Here is a 15976-nt window from a genome sequence, read left to right as displayed (position 1 = left end):
TTAAAAAAATAGCAACTTACAATGAGCAAGCGATTCATCAGTTTTGTAACCATGGTTGTACTGGGTAGCAATGTGCTATTTGCCCAGAGTGTGGAGCAGGGAAGGAAGTTTTTCTATTACGAACGATACAAAAGTGCCAGGGAGAATTTTGAAAAAGTGCTGGCAGCGAATCCGAATAATATCGATGCTACATATTGGCTTGGCCAAACCTTGCTGGAACAAAAAGATTCTGTTGGCGCTAAAAATCTGTATCAGAAAGCGCTGCAACAAAATGGCAATGCCCCGCTGATCTTAGTAGGCATGGGCGAAATAGAACTGCGCGAAGGTAAAACCAATGATGCCCGCCAGCGTTTTGAAACTGCCATCTCCTTAACAAAAGGAAAAGATGTAGAAGTGTTCAACGCTATTGGCCGCGCTAATGTAGATGCCAAAAACGGCGATGCTACTTATGCCATCGAAAAGCTGAACCTGGCTACACAGGTTAAAGGGTTTAAAGATCCTGAGACCTACATTCTCATAGGCGATGCTTACCGTAAATTAATTGATGGTGGCAATGCCATTACTTCTTACAACAAAGCGTTTACGCTCGATCCTAAATATGCGGCCGCCAAGCATAAGAGCGCTAAAGTATATCTTACCCAGCGGAACCCTGAAATGTTTTTACCACTTTTCGAGGAAGCTATAAAGATAGATCCGGCTTATGCGCCTACTTATTTTGAATTGTTCTATTACTGGTATTTTAAAGATGTAAATAAAGCCGCTCCTTACCTGGCCAGCTATACCGCCAATGCCGATCAGGGCCCCGATGTGGAATACCTGAAAACCGACTTCTTATATGCCTCTGGCAAATTTGGAGAAGCGAAGGACAAAGCTTTGAGCCTGATCAGCCAGTTTGGTGATAAAGTAGCGCCCCGTATGTATAAAATGGTGGCGTATGCCTGCGATACCCTGAAGGATATCAACTGCGCCAATAAATACATAGCCGATTATTTTGCCAAGCAGAACCCGGATGATGTATTGCCCGCTGACTACGAAGAACTGGCCAACCTGAACACAAAAACACCAGGCAGCGAAACCCAGGCTTTTGTCAACCTGCAAAAAGCAGTTGACCTGGATACGATTCCGGAAAACAAGGTAAAATACATCACCAAAGCGGCCGCCCTCGCTAAAAAAATGGGCGATCGCAAACAGGAAGCCAACTGGCTGGGTGAAGCGTATAAATTGAAGAAAGAGCCCACACAAAGTGATCTGTATAACTGGGGCTATGCCCATTACCAGGCAGCTAACTACACCACTGCCGACAGCATTTTCTGCGGTATTTATCAATCTAAATTCCCTGATCAGATCTATGGTTACCTGTGGTGCGCCCGCGCAAAACAGGCTATGGATACTGCTATGACCCAGGGAATTGCCGTAGCACCGTATGAAAAGCTGGCAGAAATGGCTGCCAAGCTCGATTCAACAAAATTCAAGGCGCAAATAGTGAGTGCATTCACTTACCTCACCACTTATTATAATGATGCTAAAAAAGACAGCAAAACAGCGTTGACGTATGTTGATAAAATTTTGGCAATAGATCCTACCAATCAGTTTGCCAACGCGGCCAAACCTGTATTGCAGAAACAGCTTAACAGCAGACCGGCTCAACCGGCTCCGCAACCCAAAAGAACAGGTGGAAGCAGCAGTACCACCAGCAAACCAGGCGGCGCTGCGAAGAAATAACGGTTAACAAATGGTAAACTAACAATTAATCGTATCATATTCAGTCCTCCCGACCCGTTTTTTTTAAAAATAGGGTCGGGAGGATTTTTATTTAATTGATTTTAAAGTTGAAAATTTAAAACCCTGTCTTATTTTTGCCACTAAACCAAAACGGGTTATGAATATGTACCTGTTACAAGTCTCCAATACCGTTGCCCACGATCCCGATAGTTCCTACTGGTATCTCCCTATTGCTATTCAATTAATTTTCGCTGTAATTTTTGTAGCTGTTATGATGGGTGTTACCCACTGGCTGGGGCCTAAACGTAATACAGCCGACAAACTGGAAACCTTTGCCAGCGGTATTAAAAGCCATGGCGACGCCCGTCAGCCTATGGCCATTAAATACTTCCTGGTAGCGATCTTATTTGTGCTTTTCGATGTGGAGGTGATCTTTTTCTACCCCTATGCCGTCAACTTTAAAGAACTGGGGTGGAATGGCTTTTTTGCGGTGTTGATGTTCATTGCATTTTTTCTGGCAGGCTTTATATACATTATTAAGAAAGGAGCGTTAAAGTGGGAAGACTAAAATCAATGTGCAAATGTAAAAATTAGCAAATGTGAAAATGCCTTTGCTGCATTCATTTAGGGAAAAAGCAACCTAATTATAAGTGGGTTGTTATATAAAATATCATTTGCACATTTGCTAATTGGCTAAATTTCAAATTTAATTTATGGCACGTCCCGTTCAATACAATATATACGGTCAAACCGATGTGAAACTGGTTAAGGAAGGTCCTGAAGGTTATATGGGCGAAGGTTTCTTTTCAACCAGCCTCGATAAAGTAGTTGGGCTGGCCCGTAAGAATTCCATCTGGCCACTGCCTTTTGCTACTTCCTGTTGTGGAATTGAATTTATGGCTACTATGGGCGCACACTACGACCTGGCCCGGTTTGGGTCTGAGCGGGTGGGTTTTTCTCCCCGTCAGTGCGACCTGTTGATGGTGATGGGCACCATTGCCAAAAAAATGGCGCCCGTTGTAAAACAGGTATATTTACAGATGGCCGAACCCCGTTGGGTGCTGGCTATGGGTGCTTGCGCCAGCAGTGGCGGCATCTTTGATACCTACAGCGTTTTGCAGGGTATAGACCAGATCATTCCCGTAGATGTATATGTACCTGGTTGTCCTCCCCGGCCTGAAGCAGTAATCGATGGCATTATCAAAATTCAGGACCTGATAGGGAAAGAGAGCTTGCGCAGAAGGAACAGCGATAAGTATAAGCAATTAATGGAGAGTTACGGAATACAATAACCCCCCAGCCCCCTAAAGGGGGAGTAGGGCGGTTGTTAATGGTGTCTTTTTAACTAAAATAAATTTCTCCCTTTAGGGATGGGGTATGGCTTTAACGAACGAATATATCAAACAGCGGTTAACTGAAAAGTTTGGCGACCAGGTTCAGGGATTTCTGGAGCCCTATGGCATGCTCACGTTTGAAGCGCCTAAAGAACTTAATCTGAAAGTGCTTCAGTACTTATTCGATGAAGATGAGCTGGCATTCCGGTTCCTGACCGATCTGCAGGCCGTTCATTATCCCGATAATAAAGGACGTGAACTGGCGGTAGTGTATCACCTGCATAGCCTCAGTGCCAATGTGAGGATCCGGTTTAAAGTGTTTACCGATATTTTAACACCGGATGTTTACAGTGCTACTGCTTTATTTTCCGGCGCTAACTGGATGGAACGGGAGACCTATGATTTTTACGGCGTGAACTTTATCGGTCACCCTAACCTGAAGCGGATCCTGAATGTGGATGAGATGGATTACTTCCCGATGCGCAAAGAATTTCCGCTGGAAGAGCAAACCCGTGTTGACAAGGACGATGATATGTTTGGTAGATAATTTGAAAATTTGAAGATGTGCTAATTTGAAAATGGTTGGCACAGGCCTTGGGCATTTATTTTCAAATTTTCAAATTGATTTATTTTCAAATTGACTTTATGAGTGATCAGCATATAAAATTACCCGAGGGTTCTATTGAGAAACAGACCACAACCCTCAATTTAGGGCCTACCCACCCGGCTACCCATGGTGTATTTCAAAATATCCTGGAACTGGATGGGGAACGGATTATCTCTGCCGAACAAACCGTAGGTTATATTCACCGTGCGTTTGAAAAAATTGCCGAGCGCAGGCCTTTGTACCAGATCACCCCGCTTACCGACAGGTTGAATTATTGTTCAGCTCCCATTAACAACATGGGCTGGCATTTGACCTGCGAAAAGTTGCTGGGCGTGAAGATCCCCAAACGGGTAGATTATCTGCGCGTGATTGTAATGGAACTGGCGCGCATAGCCGATCACCTTATCTGTAACTCTATTGTTGGGGTTGATACCGGCGCCTATACAGGCTTCCTGTATGTGATGCAATACCGTGAACTGATTTACGAAATATATGAGGAAATATGTGGTTCCCGCCTTACTACCAATATTGGACGTATCGGTGGTTTTGAAAGGAACTTCAACAATACAGCTTTTGAAAAGCTCGAGAAATTCCTGAAAGAATACCCTAAGGTGTTGAAGGAGTTTGAGAACCTGTTCACCCGTAACCGCATTTTCATGGAACGTACCATTGGGTGCGGGCCTATCAGTGCCGAGCGTGCGTTGAATTATGGTTTTACCGGTCCGAACCTGCGGGCAGCCGGCGTTGATTACGATGTACGGGTGCATACGCCTTACAGCAGCTACGAAGATTTTGAATTTGAAATACCGGTGGGCAGCACCGGCGACTGTTACGATCGTTACCTTGTTCGTAACGGGGAAATGTGGCAATCGCTGCGCATCATTGAACAGGCGCTTCGCAAGGTGAAAGAGTTTAAAGGAAAAGAAGCCGAAGTATTCCATGCCGATATTCCGGAGTATTACCTGCCCGAGAAAAAGGATGTATATACGAAGATGGAAGCGCTGATCTGGCACTTCAAGATCATCATGGGCGAAATAGATATTCCGGCTGGTGAAGTGTACCAATCGGTAGAAGGCGCCAATGGTGAGTTAGGATTTTATTTGATCACTGATGGCGGCCGTACGCCTTACCGGTTGCATTTCCGTCGTCCGTGCTTTATATATTACCAGGCATATGAAGAGTTGACGAAAGGCGCCATGCTGAGTGATGCCATCATTACCATGAGTAGCCTGAATTTGATTGCAGGGGAGATGGATGCTTAGGTTAATGCTTGCCCGTCCGTAGCCTTGGCTAAGACGGGTGATGATAAAGGAAAAGCTAAGGGGAAAAGTAATCGGCAATAATTTGTTCGTTTACTTCACATTTAAATAGGTATTTGGTAATGAAAAAGGTATTTGGTAAAGCTCTTTGTTTTTTGTTGTTGGTTGTATGCGAATCGTCAATATATGGTCAAAAGGTAGGTTCATTGCCCGACAGGATTCCATATCGTAAGGGAAATAAATGGGGATTTTGTGATAGGAATAAAAAGATCATAATTCCCGTGAGCTTTGATGATGTTCGAACGTTTGGAGAAACGCCCGTTCATCTTAAAATTAAAGTACCCGATACCCTGGCCTGGGTGAAAAAAGGAACGAAGGATTATTTGATAAACAGAGCAGGGAAACTGAGGTCAATTGAAGAGGTTGAATTACCCAAAAAGGAATCGATGGGAGAATTGCCTCCGATGGGAATGTCGCTGCCTGCAGACGATAAAACAAGAGAAATATTTAGAGATCCGGCTTCGAAAAAATTCGGATTGATCTATGGCCGGGATACCGTATTGACGGCGCGCTTCGATTATATATACTGGGATAGGCATAACGAATTGTATGAAGTGCGGGCGAAACTGAATGGTAAATGGGGCATTTTAGATGTGAAACCGGAAAAATGGAAAGTAGAACCTTCCTTTGACGAAATTGAACGGTTGTTTGAAGTACAAAAGAACGGAGTTGAATGCAACGCATATAAAGTGAGTAATAAAGGGAAGGTGGGTGTAATTGTTAATAATAACCTGATCATCCCTACCATTTATACCGACGTTTTTTTGCCATACAGTCGTAATACCAGCCTGATATGCATGAGTGATAAAATTGGAAATACACTTTATGATATAGATGGTAAAAAGCTGACTACTGAACCATATGAAAGATTAAGAATCGATGCTTTTTACTGGTTTACACTTTCACCGGCACAAAAAAATGGCAAATGGGGTTTTATAAACAGAGATGGAAAACTGGTTATTCCCTGTAAGTACGATGAATGTGATTATTTTATAAGGAAAATAACTTTGTGCTGGGTAAAGTATAAAGGCAAAAGAGGATTGATTGATGCAAAAGGCACCGAATATTTCGAAGACTGATTATAAACATAAATTATAATAAAGAAAGTGGCTCAATTTTCTGCAGAGAAATTAAATAAGGTAAACGAGATCATTGCACGCTATCCGGCAGGAAAGCAAAAAAGTGCCCTGATACCCGTATTGCATATTGCACAGGAAGAATTTGGTGGCTGGTTGAGTGCAGAAACCATGGATTATGTGGCTTCTATACTCAAAATAGAACCTATTGAGGTGTATGAAGTAGCCACTTTTTATTCAATGTACAACCTGAAGCCGGTAGGTAAGTATGTTTTTGAAGTGTGCCAAACCGGTCCGTGTATGATAAACGGCAGCGACGACATTATTGATTATATAAAGAACAAGCTGGGCATTAAAGTAGGGGAAACAACTGCCGATGGGTTGTTCACCCTGAAAACAGTAGAGTGCCTGGGCGCTTGCGGTTATGCTCCCATGATGCAATTGGGCAAACATTACCGCGAACACCTGACGAAAGAAAAGATCGATGCGATCATCGAAGAGTGTGAAAGAAATGCAGTGACGAATAATTAGTGTTACCAGTTGCCAGTTACCGGATACCGGGAACTGGCAACCGGTAACCGGTAACATATTAATATGGGAAGAAAATTATTATTAGAAAAAGCGCATGTTCCGGGAATCCGTAATTACGATGTATACCGTCGTGAAGGCGGCTACCGCAGCGTAGAAAAGGCGCTCAAGACCATGAGTCCCGACCAGGTAACTGAAGAAGTAAAGAAAAGTGGTTTGCGGGGTCGTGGTGGCGCGGGTTTCCCTGCCGGTATGAAATGGAGCTTTCTGGCCAAGCCTGAAGGCGTTCCCCGTTACTTAGTATGCAATGCCGACGAATCGGAGCCCGGTACCTTCAAGGATCGTTACCTGATGGAATTTATTCCGCATTTGCTGGTAGAAGGACTGATCGTTGCCTCTTTTGCGTTAGGTTCGAACAGAACATTTATTTATATCCGTGGTGAATACGCGTGGATCGTTGATATACTGGAGCAGGCCATTGCAGAAGCAAAGAACAATGGCTGGCTGGGTAAGAATATCCTGGGCAGCGGCTTCGATTGTGAAATATATGTACAACGTGGCGCCGGCGCTTATATCTGCGGTGAAGAAACTGCCCTGATAGAATCGCTGGAAGGGAAGAGAGGTAACCCGAGAATAAAACCTCCGTTCCCCGCGGTAAAAGGTTTGTGGGATTGCCCAACAGTGGTGAACAACGTAGAAACGATTGCCGCTGTAGTGCCTATCCTTAATATTGGCGGTGATGAATACGCTAAAATAGGTGTTGGAAAATCTACCGGTACCAAGCTCATTTCGGCTTGCGGTAATATTAATAAACCCGGCGTGTATGAAATAGACATGACCATTTCGGTGGAAGAGTTTATTTACAGCGACGAGTATTGTGGTGGTATTGCCAATGGCAAACGCCTCAAGGCCTGTATCCCGGGTGGTTCATCAGTTCCTATTTTGCCGGCGAACCTGTTATTGAAAACAGCCAAAGGCGAGAACAGGATAATGAACTATGAAAGTTTGTCTGATGGCGGTTTTGCCACTGGTACCATGATGGGGTCGGGCGGTTTTATTGTGTTGGATGAAGACCAGTGCGTGGTGCGGCATACCTTAACGCTGGCGCGTTTTTACCGCCATGAAAGTTGCGGACAATGCTCGCCCTGCCGCGAAGGGACCGGTTGGATGGAGAAGATCCTGAAGAACATTGAATACGGGAAAGGCAAGAAGAGCGATATTGATCTGTTGTGGGATATTCAACGGAAGATAGAAGGAAATACTATTTGTCCGTTAGGCGACGCTGCTGCCTGGCCGGTAGCTGCGGCCATTCGTCATTTCAGAGATGAATTTGAATGGCATGTGCAATATCCGAATGCGGCACAGAACAGGAATTATGGTTTGGCGCATTATGCCGATCCGTTGCCTGCAGCTTCAAAAGGAGTGGCCTAACCCCCTGTCCCCCCTAAAGGGGGAGCAAAACGGGAGCAGGTGAAGTTAAAAGGGTGCATATGAAAAAGAAAATGTTTTACGGAGCATCTAATTTGCTTTTTGACAGGGCAAAAGCGCTTCGTGAAAACATGACTCAAGCAGAATTAGTTCTTTGGGAGTATTTGAGACAACATCCGTTGGGTTCAAATTCAGACGGCAACATCCCTTAGGGATTTATATAGTGGATTTTTACTGCCACAAATTGAAATTGGTAATTGAAGTGGACGGGAGTATACACAATCTGCAGGCAGTAAAAGATGTTGATGTGGAGAGGCAGCGACAATTAGAATTGGATGGTTTAAAGATTGTTCGTTTTACAAACGAAGAAATATTGAAGACGAAGGAAAGAGTAATAGAAAAGATAAATTTATTAATCAACGAGCTTTCTTAACGGAAGGTTCATAAAGCCCCTTTAGGGGTTTGGGGTGAATATGGCTGATCAACCTAAATTATTTAAAGTAACCATCGACAACATCACCATTGAGGTGGAAGCGGGAACCAGTATCCTGAATGCGGCGCGTATGATTGGGGGAGAAGTAGCGCCGCCGGCGATGTGTTATTACAGCAAACTGAAAGGCAGCGGTGGTAAATGCCGTACCTGTCTGGTAGAAGTATCGGCAGGCTCTACGGCCGATCCGCGGCCGATGCCTAAACTGGTGGCCAGTTGCCGTACCAACGTGATGGATGGCATGGTGGTAAAGAATATTACCAGCGAACGCGTAATGGATGCCAGAAAGGGTGTGGTAGAGTTGTTACTCATCAACCACCCGCTCGATTGTCCTATCTGCGACCAGGCCGGTGAATGTCACCTGCAGGACCTGAGCTACGAACATGGAGGAGAAGGGACCCGGTACGAATTTCCCCGTCGTTCATTCGCAAAGCATGACCTCGGCCCCTATATACAACTGCACATGACGCGTTGCATCCTGTGCTACCGTTGTGTATTCACTGCCGACCAGCTTACCAATAAACGCGTGCACGGCGTATTAGACCGTGGTGATCACGCTGAAATAGCTACATACATAGAGAAATCGCTGGATAATGATTTTATCGGAAACGTTATTGACGTTTGTCCGGTAGGCGCCCTAACCGATAAAACCTTCCGGTTTAAAAACCGTGTATGGTTCCTGAAACCGGTAGATGCGCATTGCAATTGTTCCAAATGTTCCGGCAAAGTAACATTGTGGCATCGTGGTGATGAAGTGTTCCGCGTTACAGGCCGTAAAGACGAGTGGGGTGAAGTAAAAGACTGGATCTGTAACGAATGCCGTTTCGAGAAAAAGAAAACAAGCGATTGGGTAATTGATGGCCCAACCAAAGTAAGCCGTCATTCGGTGATCAGCGCCAACCATTATGTGGATGTGAAAAAGCCACATGAAGCCTTACCCGAAGTAATGGGTGGACGCCAGCCCCGCCTGTTGATGGACATTCATTCGATAAGTAAAGTGAACAAACCGAATGTGGACCTGTCGAAGATCCAGGGCCCGGCGCACTCGAACGACTTTAAAGAATCTAACTAAAAGAATAAAATGCATTCTGCTTTATTAGCTATTGACGTGTTTTTTGTGATCGAGAAACTGGTCCTCATTATAGCCATTGTATCCATATCGTTGGGCATAGCCATGTATGAAACCTATTTTGAACGTAAAATAGCTGCTTGGATCCAGGATCGCCGGGGTCCAAACCGCGCCGGACCGTTTGGTATCTTACAACCACTGGCCGACGGGTTAAAGCTGTTCATGAAAGAGGAGATCATTCCCAATACCTCAAACCGTTTCCTGTTCATCCTGGGGCCCTGCCTGGCAATGCTGGCGGCCATGATGACATCGGCGGTAATTCCCTGGGGTGGCAAGATCAATGTGTTTGGCAGGGAAATGAACCTGCAGATCGCTGACATTAATATTGGCATTTTATACGTATTTGGCGTGGTGAGCATGGGTGTATATGGTATCATGATCGGCGGCTGGGCTTCTAACAACAAATTCTCGTTGATGGCTGCCCTGCGCGGCGCTTCCCAGGTTATCAGTTATGAATTGCCTATGGGCCTTTCGCTGATTGCCCTGCTGATGCTCACCGGCTCTTTAAAAATGAGTGAGATCGTAGGCCAGCAGATCGATAGCTGGTACAATGTATTATACCAGCCGCTGGGATTCTTTATTTTCCTGGTGTGTGCGTTTGCCGAGTGTAACCGTACGCCATTCGATTTGCCCGAAGCAGAAAATGAATTGAACTTTGGTTACCACCAGGAATACTCCTCTATGAAACTGGGTTTTTACCTGTTTGCTGAGTACATCAACATGTTCATCAGCAGCGTGGTGATGGCTACTTTATTCTGGGGTGGATATGATATTCCGTTCGTGAATGATGCCAGCCTCGCCGGTTGGGGTAACTGGCTGGCGGCTTTACAGGGACTGGCATTGTTCATTAAGGTGGCTATATTTATATTTTTGTTCATGTGGGTGCGCTGGACCATCCCGCGCTTCCGCTACGACCAGTTGATGAACCTGGGCTGGAAAGGGTTAATTCCCCTGAGCCTTATCAATATGATCGTAACCGCCGCCATCGTATTGTTGAAAAGCAATGGCTGGAAATTTTAATCCCGCCACACCGCGGGAGATTTAAGTTGGCGTATTGAAAGGAGAAAAATACATTTGCGGTTTTAGTAGTGAAGATTGTTTAAGCAGATTAAGTTAACTTATTATAATGCAAGCATTAACAAACAGAGCCAAACCGGTAAGTCGTAAGCCCATGACCCTTGTGGAGAAACTCTACATGTGGAATATCGCGAAGGGCATGATGATTACCTTACGGCATCTATTTAAAAAGAAAGCGACCATCAGCTATCCCGAGCAAAAACGTCCGTTTAGCCCGGTGTTCCGTGGTTTGCATATCCTGAATCGCGACGAAGAAGGACGCGAGCGTTGCACTGCGTGTGGCTTGTGTGCGTTGGCTTGTCCGGCCGAAGCCATTACTATGGAAGCAGCCGAGCGTTTGCCGGGAGAAGAAAACCAGTATCGTGAAGAGAAGTATGCCGCTAAATACGAGATCAATATGCTGCGGTGTATTTTCTGCGGATTGTGCGAAGAGGCTTGTCCGAAAGACGCTGTGTATTTAAGTGAAACCTTTGCGCCTTCAAATTATCAGCGTAAAGGGTTTATATATGGAAAAGAGGATCTCTTGATCCCGAACCCGAAAGAAAACCCCGGCGAATACTGGAAAGCTGTGGGCAACCGGAAAGCAAATAAAGAACAGAGCAATTAACAGAACCAACAAGCTGCAATGGATATATCACAAGTATTATTTTATGCTTTAAGTGCAATGGCACTGGGCAGCGCCATTATGGTCGTGATCAGTCGTAACCCGGTACACAGTGTATTGTGGCTCATCATTACATTCTTTGCCATTTCAGGACATTATATTTTATTGAATGCCCAGTTCCTGGGTATTGTGAACCTGATCGTGTATGCAGGCGCCATCATGGTATTGTTCCTGTTCGTGATCATGTTAATGAACCTGAATGCCGAAACCGAACCACAAAAGAATAAATGGCTGAAGCTGGCCGGTGTGGTAGCAGGTGGCTGCCTGCTGCTGGTTCTGGTAGCTGCATTAAAACAGGCAGAAGTAAAAGGAAAAGTGGCGGAGCTGGGAACCGGTGATATTGGTTTGATAAAGAACCTGGGTAATGCCCTGTTCACCGATTTCGTAGTGCCTTTTGAAATAAGCAGTATTTTGTTCTTAAGCGCCATGGTTGGTGCGGTTGTTATCGGTAAGAAATAAAAAACGGCTGCAAGCTACACGCTTCACGCTGCAAGCAAATACAGATTTGGTTTTGCGTTAAGCGTTTTGCGTTAGGCGTTCAGCATATTATAAAGAGTTATGTTAATTGAAAGATATATCTACCTGGCTATTGCCCTTTTTTGTATCGGCATTGTAGGAGTGCTGGCACGCCGGAATGCCATCATCATCTTCATGTGCATTGAGCTGATGTTGAATGCCGTGAATTTGTTGCTGGTAGCATTTTCAAAAATGCATCACGTGGCAGGCGTTGCCAAAAGTGCTTCGGCCGGTATCGATGGACAATTATTCGTATTCTTTATCATGGTGGTGGCTGCTGCGGAAGTGAGTGTGGGCCTGGCCATTATTGTGATGATGTACCGCAATACGCATTCGGTAGATGTAAATTTTTTAAACAGGTTAAAACACTAAAACGCGGAGCGCTAAACGCCGAACGCTCAACGCCCCCGCCCGCATTTCAAGATGTCTGGTTTCTTTGCGGGAGGTCCGAAATTCGGAGAGCAGCGTTCAGCATTACGCGTTAAGCGTTAAGCTTAAACTGTATGAACAACGTGTTACAATTAGTTTGGTTGGTTCCCTTTTTTCCACTGGTTGGATTTCTGATCAACGGTTTGTTCAGAAAACAGCTTTCCAAATCGCTGATCAGTATTATTGGCAGCGGTATGGTATTGGCCTCGTTTGTTGTGAGTGTGCTGCTTTTTACCGAGGTAAAGAACGGGAACACCCATGTAGCCAACCTGTTTGACTTTATTAGCTTTGGCTCATTATCTATTCCTTTCGCCTTTCAAATAGATCAGCTTTCTTCTCTCTTCCTGCTGATCATTACCGGCGTAGGCTTCCTGATACATGTATACTCTGCCGCCTACATGCATGAAGAAAGGAATGATCACTTCGGCCGCTATTTCTGTTACCTGAACCTGTTCGTGTTCTCCATGTTGTTGCTTGTGCTGGGCGCCAACTATGTGATCATGTTCATTGGTTGGGAAGGCGTTGGATTGTGTTCTTACCTCCTCATCGGTTACTGGTTCAAGAATACCGAATACAACAATGCGGCGAAGAAAGCCTTTATCATGAACCGGATCGGTGACCTCGGCTTTTTGATCGCTATTTTCTGGCTCATTGCCAAACTGGGCACTGTTACTTATACTACACCAGAAGGCACCGGTGTGTTCGACGTGTTCAATAAATTAACAAGAACTGATTATATCGGTATTACCTTATTACTGTTTGTAGGCGCTACCGGTAAAAGTGCGCAGCTACCTTTGTACACCTGGTTACCAGATGCGATGGCGGGTCCAACCCCGGTGTCGGCATTGATCCACGCCGCTACGATGGTTACGGCCGGTATTTATATGATCGCCCGTAGCAACATCCTGTATACCATGGCGCCCGAAACGCAAAGCGTGGTGGCTGCTATTGGTTTGGCTACCGCCTTGTTTGCTGCTACCATTGCCATCAAACAAAACGATATTAAAAAAGTACTGGCTTATAGTACGGTAAGCCAGTTAGGCTATATGTTCCTGGGTTTGGGCGTTGGCGCTTATACCGGCGCGGTGTTCCATGTTATGACGCATGCCTTCTTTAAAGCCCTGTTGTTCCTGGGTGCAGGTTCTGTGATTCATGCCATGCACCACGAGCAGGACATTCGTAACATGGGTGGATTGAAAAAGCATTTGCCCGTCACCCACCTGACCTTCCTGATCGGTTGTATCGCTATTGCCGGTATACCCCCTTTCAGTGGTTTCTTCTCAAAAGATGAAATATTAGCAGCCGCTTTCGCCAAAGACCACCTGTATTATTACCTGGGTGTTGCCGGTGCTTTGATGACTGCTTTTTATATGTTCCGGTTATACGCTACTACCTTCCTGGGTAAATTTCGCGGTACCGAAGAACAAAAACATCACCTGCATGAAAGCCCTGCTGCCATGACCATTCCTTTGATCGTGCTGGCCATTCTGAGCATTGCAGGTGGTTTTATTGGTATGCCGGAGGTGTTTAACATGGGTGAACACAAACTGGAGCATTTTCTGGCCCCGATATTTGAGGCCTCAGCCAGTTATAAAGAAGTGCCGCACCTCGATCATGAAACCGAATATATGCTCATGGGCATTTCGGTAGGCGTGGCAGTGCTGGCCATCCTGGTTGCCCTGTTCCGCTACAGCAAGAAACCTGAAGTGCATGAACCCGCCGGTTTTGGAAAAGTGCTGGCCGACAAATGGTACATCGATGAATTGTATCAATTCATTATTGTAAAGCCCATGCAGTGGTTCGCCAGGTTCCTGAATAATATTATCGAAAAGAACTTTATTGATTGGTTGATAAATGGCGTTGGCCGTACGGTGAATTATACCAGCCGCCAGGTTCGCCTGTTGCAAAGCGGACTGGTGGGCAACTATGTATTGTTGATGGTGCTGAGCATGCTCGCACTGTTTGTGGTAAAGTTTTTTTTGAAGAAATAAGAAGGTGAATGATGAGTAGTGAGGGTGAATAGGGCTCGCGAAAAAAGGAGATCTGAAATTTTAGGAGCCAACTCACCACTGACAACTGACCACTCACGAAATCCGTTTCACGTTTCACGAATTTTATAACTTATTATGATACCTGTTCTGCTGATAGTTATTCCGTTGGTGAGTGGTTTGCTTGCTTTCCTGATCAAACAGGAAAAGAGTGCGAAAGTATGGGCATTATTAACATCCCTTGTTACCATGGTTGTTACCATACTGGGCATAGCTGTATTACACAAACCTGAATACCTGCAAACCAATGTACCCTGGTTGCCTAACCTGGGCAGCAGTTTTTCGGTGACTATGGACGGTATGAGCAAGCTGTTGTGTTTGCTTACAGGTATTGCTTACCCCGGTATACTCATAGCCACCTGGAATACAAGTTATAAAAATGCCCACCAGTTCTTTGCGTTGATGCTGTTGATGCAAACGGGTTTAATGGGTGTGTTCGTAGCATCTGATGCGTTGTTGTTCTACTTCTTCTGGGAACTGGCGTTGATACCTGCTTATTTCCTTTGCTCCATATGGGGGGGCGAAAGAAGGATCGCTGTTACTTTCAAATTCTTCATCTACACTTTTGTAGGCTCGCTGTTGATGTTGATCGGTATTATCTGGGTTTACTTCCATACAACCGATCACTCCTTTGCCATGAGCTCTTTTTACAAAGTGAACCTGCCCGGTAATACACAGGGCTGGTTGTTCTGGTTGTTCTTCCTGGCTTTTGCCATTAAAATACCACTGTTCCCATTTCATACCTGGCAGCCTGATACCTACGAACAATCGCCCACGGCGGTTACCATGGTATTGAGCGGCATCATGGTAAAGATGGGGGTGTTTGGGATCCTGCGCTGGCTGGCGCCGGTATTACCAGTAGGTTTATGGGGCTGGGGCGACACGGCCGCTACGCTGTGTGTGGTAGGCATGCTGTATGCATCGTTCGTGGCCATGCAACAGGATGACCTTAAACGCCTGATCGCGTATTCATCTATTGCCCACATGGGTTTAATGGGCCTCGCTATATTCGTAACATCTGCGGTAGGTATACAAGGCGTGATGGTGCAAATGTTCAATCACGGTATCAACATCATCGGGCTGTGGATCGTGGTAGAACTGATCGAGCGTCAGTTTGGTACCCGTAAAATGAGTGAGCTGGGCGGACTGGCACAGAAAGCGCCGTCCCTGTCGATCATGCTGGTGGTAGTATCACTGGCCAATGTGGCGCTGCCGCTTACCAATGCCTTTATTGGTGAGTTCATGATGTTCAACGGGGTGTTTGGTTCCAAATCATCTAACTATCATTACATCTTTACGGTAGTAGGCGGTATCAGCATCATTTTGTCGGCTATATATACTTTAAATATGATCCAGAAAGTATTGTATGGCAATACCAGCAGTTTAACGGCAAATGCCCGCGACATCCGGTTCAATGAAAAATTTGTGCTGGCGGTGCTGCTGATCGGCATTGTGGTAATGGGTGTTTATCCAAAACCAATGATCGAAGCAACCAGGCATGCGGTAGATGCCATTTACTCAAAGATGTTTATCAAATTACCATAAGCGAACGTATAAATATGCAAATGTGAAAATGTGCAAATGCGAAAATGAAAATCCTGTATTCCAT

17 protein-coding genes are annotated in these 15976 nt (G+C 45.2%); all 17 read left to right on the top strand.

Features of this window, described 5'->3' with window-relative positions:
• Window positions 1–21: 21 nt before the first annotated feature.
• Window positions 22–1722 (top strand): tetratricopeptide repeat protein, encoded by a 1701-nt coding sequence (locus tag FAM09_RS03880; protein WP_136575748.1) that lies wholly within the window; start codon window positions 22–24, stop codon window positions 1720–1722.
• Window positions 1723–1879: 157 nt separating this feature from the next.
• Window positions 1880–2290, top strand: a complete 411-nt coding sequence (locus tag FAM09_RS03875; protein WP_243751584.1) for an NADH-quinone oxidoreductase subunit A — start codon at window positions 1880–1882, stop codon at window positions 2288–2290.
• Between the two features lie 145 nt (window positions 2291–2435).
• Window positions 2436–3014 carry an NADH-quinone oxidoreductase subunit B gene (locus tag FAM09_RS03870; RefSeq protein ID WP_136575747.1) on the top strand — a complete coding sequence of 193 codons (579 nt, stop codon included), beginning with the start codon at window positions 2436–2438 and terminating at the stop codon, window positions 3012–3014.
• A gap of 85 nt (window positions 3015–3099) precedes the next feature.
• A complete protein-coding gene (locus tag FAM09_RS03865) occupies window positions 3100–3603 on the top strand; it encodes an NADH-quinone oxidoreductase subunit C (protein WP_136575746.1) in 504 nt (167 codons plus the stop codon).
• 98 nt (window positions 3604–3701) lie between these two features.
• Window positions 3702–4925: an NADH-quinone oxidoreductase subunit D gene (locus tag FAM09_RS03860; protein ID WP_136575745.1), complete on the top strand. Its 1224-nt coding sequence runs from the start codon at window positions 3702–3704 to the stop codon at window positions 4923–4925.
• A 119-nt stretch (window positions 4926–5044) separates the two neighbouring features.
• Window positions 5045–6061 carry a WG repeat-containing protein gene (locus FAM09_RS03855; protein ID WP_136575744.1) on the top strand — a complete coding sequence of 339 codons (1017 nt, stop codon included), beginning with the start codon at window positions 5045–5047 and terminating at the stop codon, window positions 6059–6061.
• 27 nt (window positions 6062–6088) lie between these two features.
• Window positions 6089–6589 carry an NADH-quinone oxidoreductase subunit NuoE gene (nuoE, locus tag FAM09_RS03850; RefSeq protein ID WP_136575743.1) on the top strand — a complete coding sequence of 167 codons (501 nt, stop codon included), beginning with the start codon at window positions 6089–6091 and terminating at the stop codon, window positions 6587–6589.
• Between the two features lie 63 nt (window positions 6590–6652).
• Window positions 6653–8017 (top strand): NADH-quinone oxidoreductase subunit NuoF, encoded by a 1365-nt coding sequence (gene nuoF / locus FAM09_RS03845; protein ID WP_136575742.1) that lies wholly within the window; start codon window positions 6653–6655, stop codon window positions 8015–8017.
• Between the two features lie 59 nt (window positions 8018–8076).
• Window positions 8077–8226 carry a DUF559 domain-containing protein gene (locus tag FAM09_RS30995; RefSeq protein WP_208025507.1) on the top strand — a complete coding sequence of 50 codons (150 nt, stop codon included), beginning with the start codon at window positions 8077–8079 and terminating at the stop codon, window positions 8224–8226.
• 11 nt (window positions 8227–8237) lie between these two features.
• Window positions 8238–8447, top strand: a complete 210-nt coding sequence (locus FAM09_RS31520) for an endonuclease domain-containing protein (RefSeq protein ID WP_394347800.1) — start codon at window positions 8238–8240, stop codon at window positions 8445–8447.
• A 40-nt stretch (window positions 8448–8487) separates the two neighbouring features.
• The gene (locus tag FAM09_RS03835) at window positions 8488–9576 is read left to right on the top strand and encodes a 2Fe-2S iron-sulfur cluster-binding protein (RefSeq protein ID WP_136575741.1); all 1089 of its coding nucleotides are present in this window, start codon (window positions 8488–8490) and stop codon (window positions 9574–9576) included.
• A 9-nt stretch (window positions 9577–9585) separates the two neighbouring features.
• Window positions 9586–10653 (top strand): NADH-quinone oxidoreductase subunit NuoH, encoded by a 1068-nt coding sequence (gene nuoH / locus FAM09_RS03830; RefSeq protein WP_136575740.1) that lies wholly within the window; start codon window positions 9586–9588, stop codon window positions 10651–10653.
• 106 nt (window positions 10654–10759) lie between these two features.
• The gene (gene nuoI / locus FAM09_RS03825; RefSeq protein ID WP_136575739.1) at window positions 10760–11317 is read left to right on the top strand and encodes an NADH-quinone oxidoreductase subunit NuoI; all 558 of its coding nucleotides are present in this window, start codon (window positions 10760–10762) and stop codon (window positions 11315–11317) included.
• Window positions 11318–11335: 18 nt separating this feature from the next.
• Window positions 11336–11833 carry an NADH-quinone oxidoreductase subunit J family protein gene (locus FAM09_RS03820; protein WP_136575738.1) on the top strand — a complete coding sequence of 166 codons (498 nt, stop codon included), beginning with the start codon at window positions 11336–11338 and terminating at the stop codon, window positions 11831–11833.
• 99 nt (window positions 11834–11932) lie between these two features.
• The gene (gene nuoK, locus FAM09_RS03815; RefSeq protein WP_136575737.1) at window positions 11933–12262 is read left to right on the top strand and encodes an NADH-quinone oxidoreductase subunit NuoK; all 330 of its coding nucleotides are present in this window, start codon (window positions 11933–11935) and stop codon (window positions 12260–12262) included.
• A gap of 131 nt (window positions 12263–12393) precedes the next feature.
• Complete coding sequence (gene nuoL / locus FAM09_RS03810; RefSeq protein WP_208025473.1) at window positions 12394–14310, top strand: NADH-quinone oxidoreductase subunit L; 1917 nt, start codon at window positions 12394–12396, stop codon at window positions 14308–14310.
• A 135-nt stretch (window positions 14311–14445) separates the two neighbouring features.
• Window positions 14446–15912, top strand: coding sequence for a complex I subunit 4 family protein (locus FAM09_RS03805; protein ID WP_136575736.1), 1467 nt, complete (start codon window positions 14446–14448; stop codon window positions 15910–15912).
• Window positions 15913–15976: the final 64 nt, after the last annotated feature.

The sequence above is a fragment of the Niastella caeni genome (assembly GCF_004834005.1).
GTDB lineage: Bacteria > Bacteroidota > Bacteroidia > Chitinophagales > Chitinophagaceae > Niastella > Niastella caeni.
Note: the sequence above shows the minus strand (reverse complement) of the source record. Positions and strands in the feature narration are given on the sequence as shown.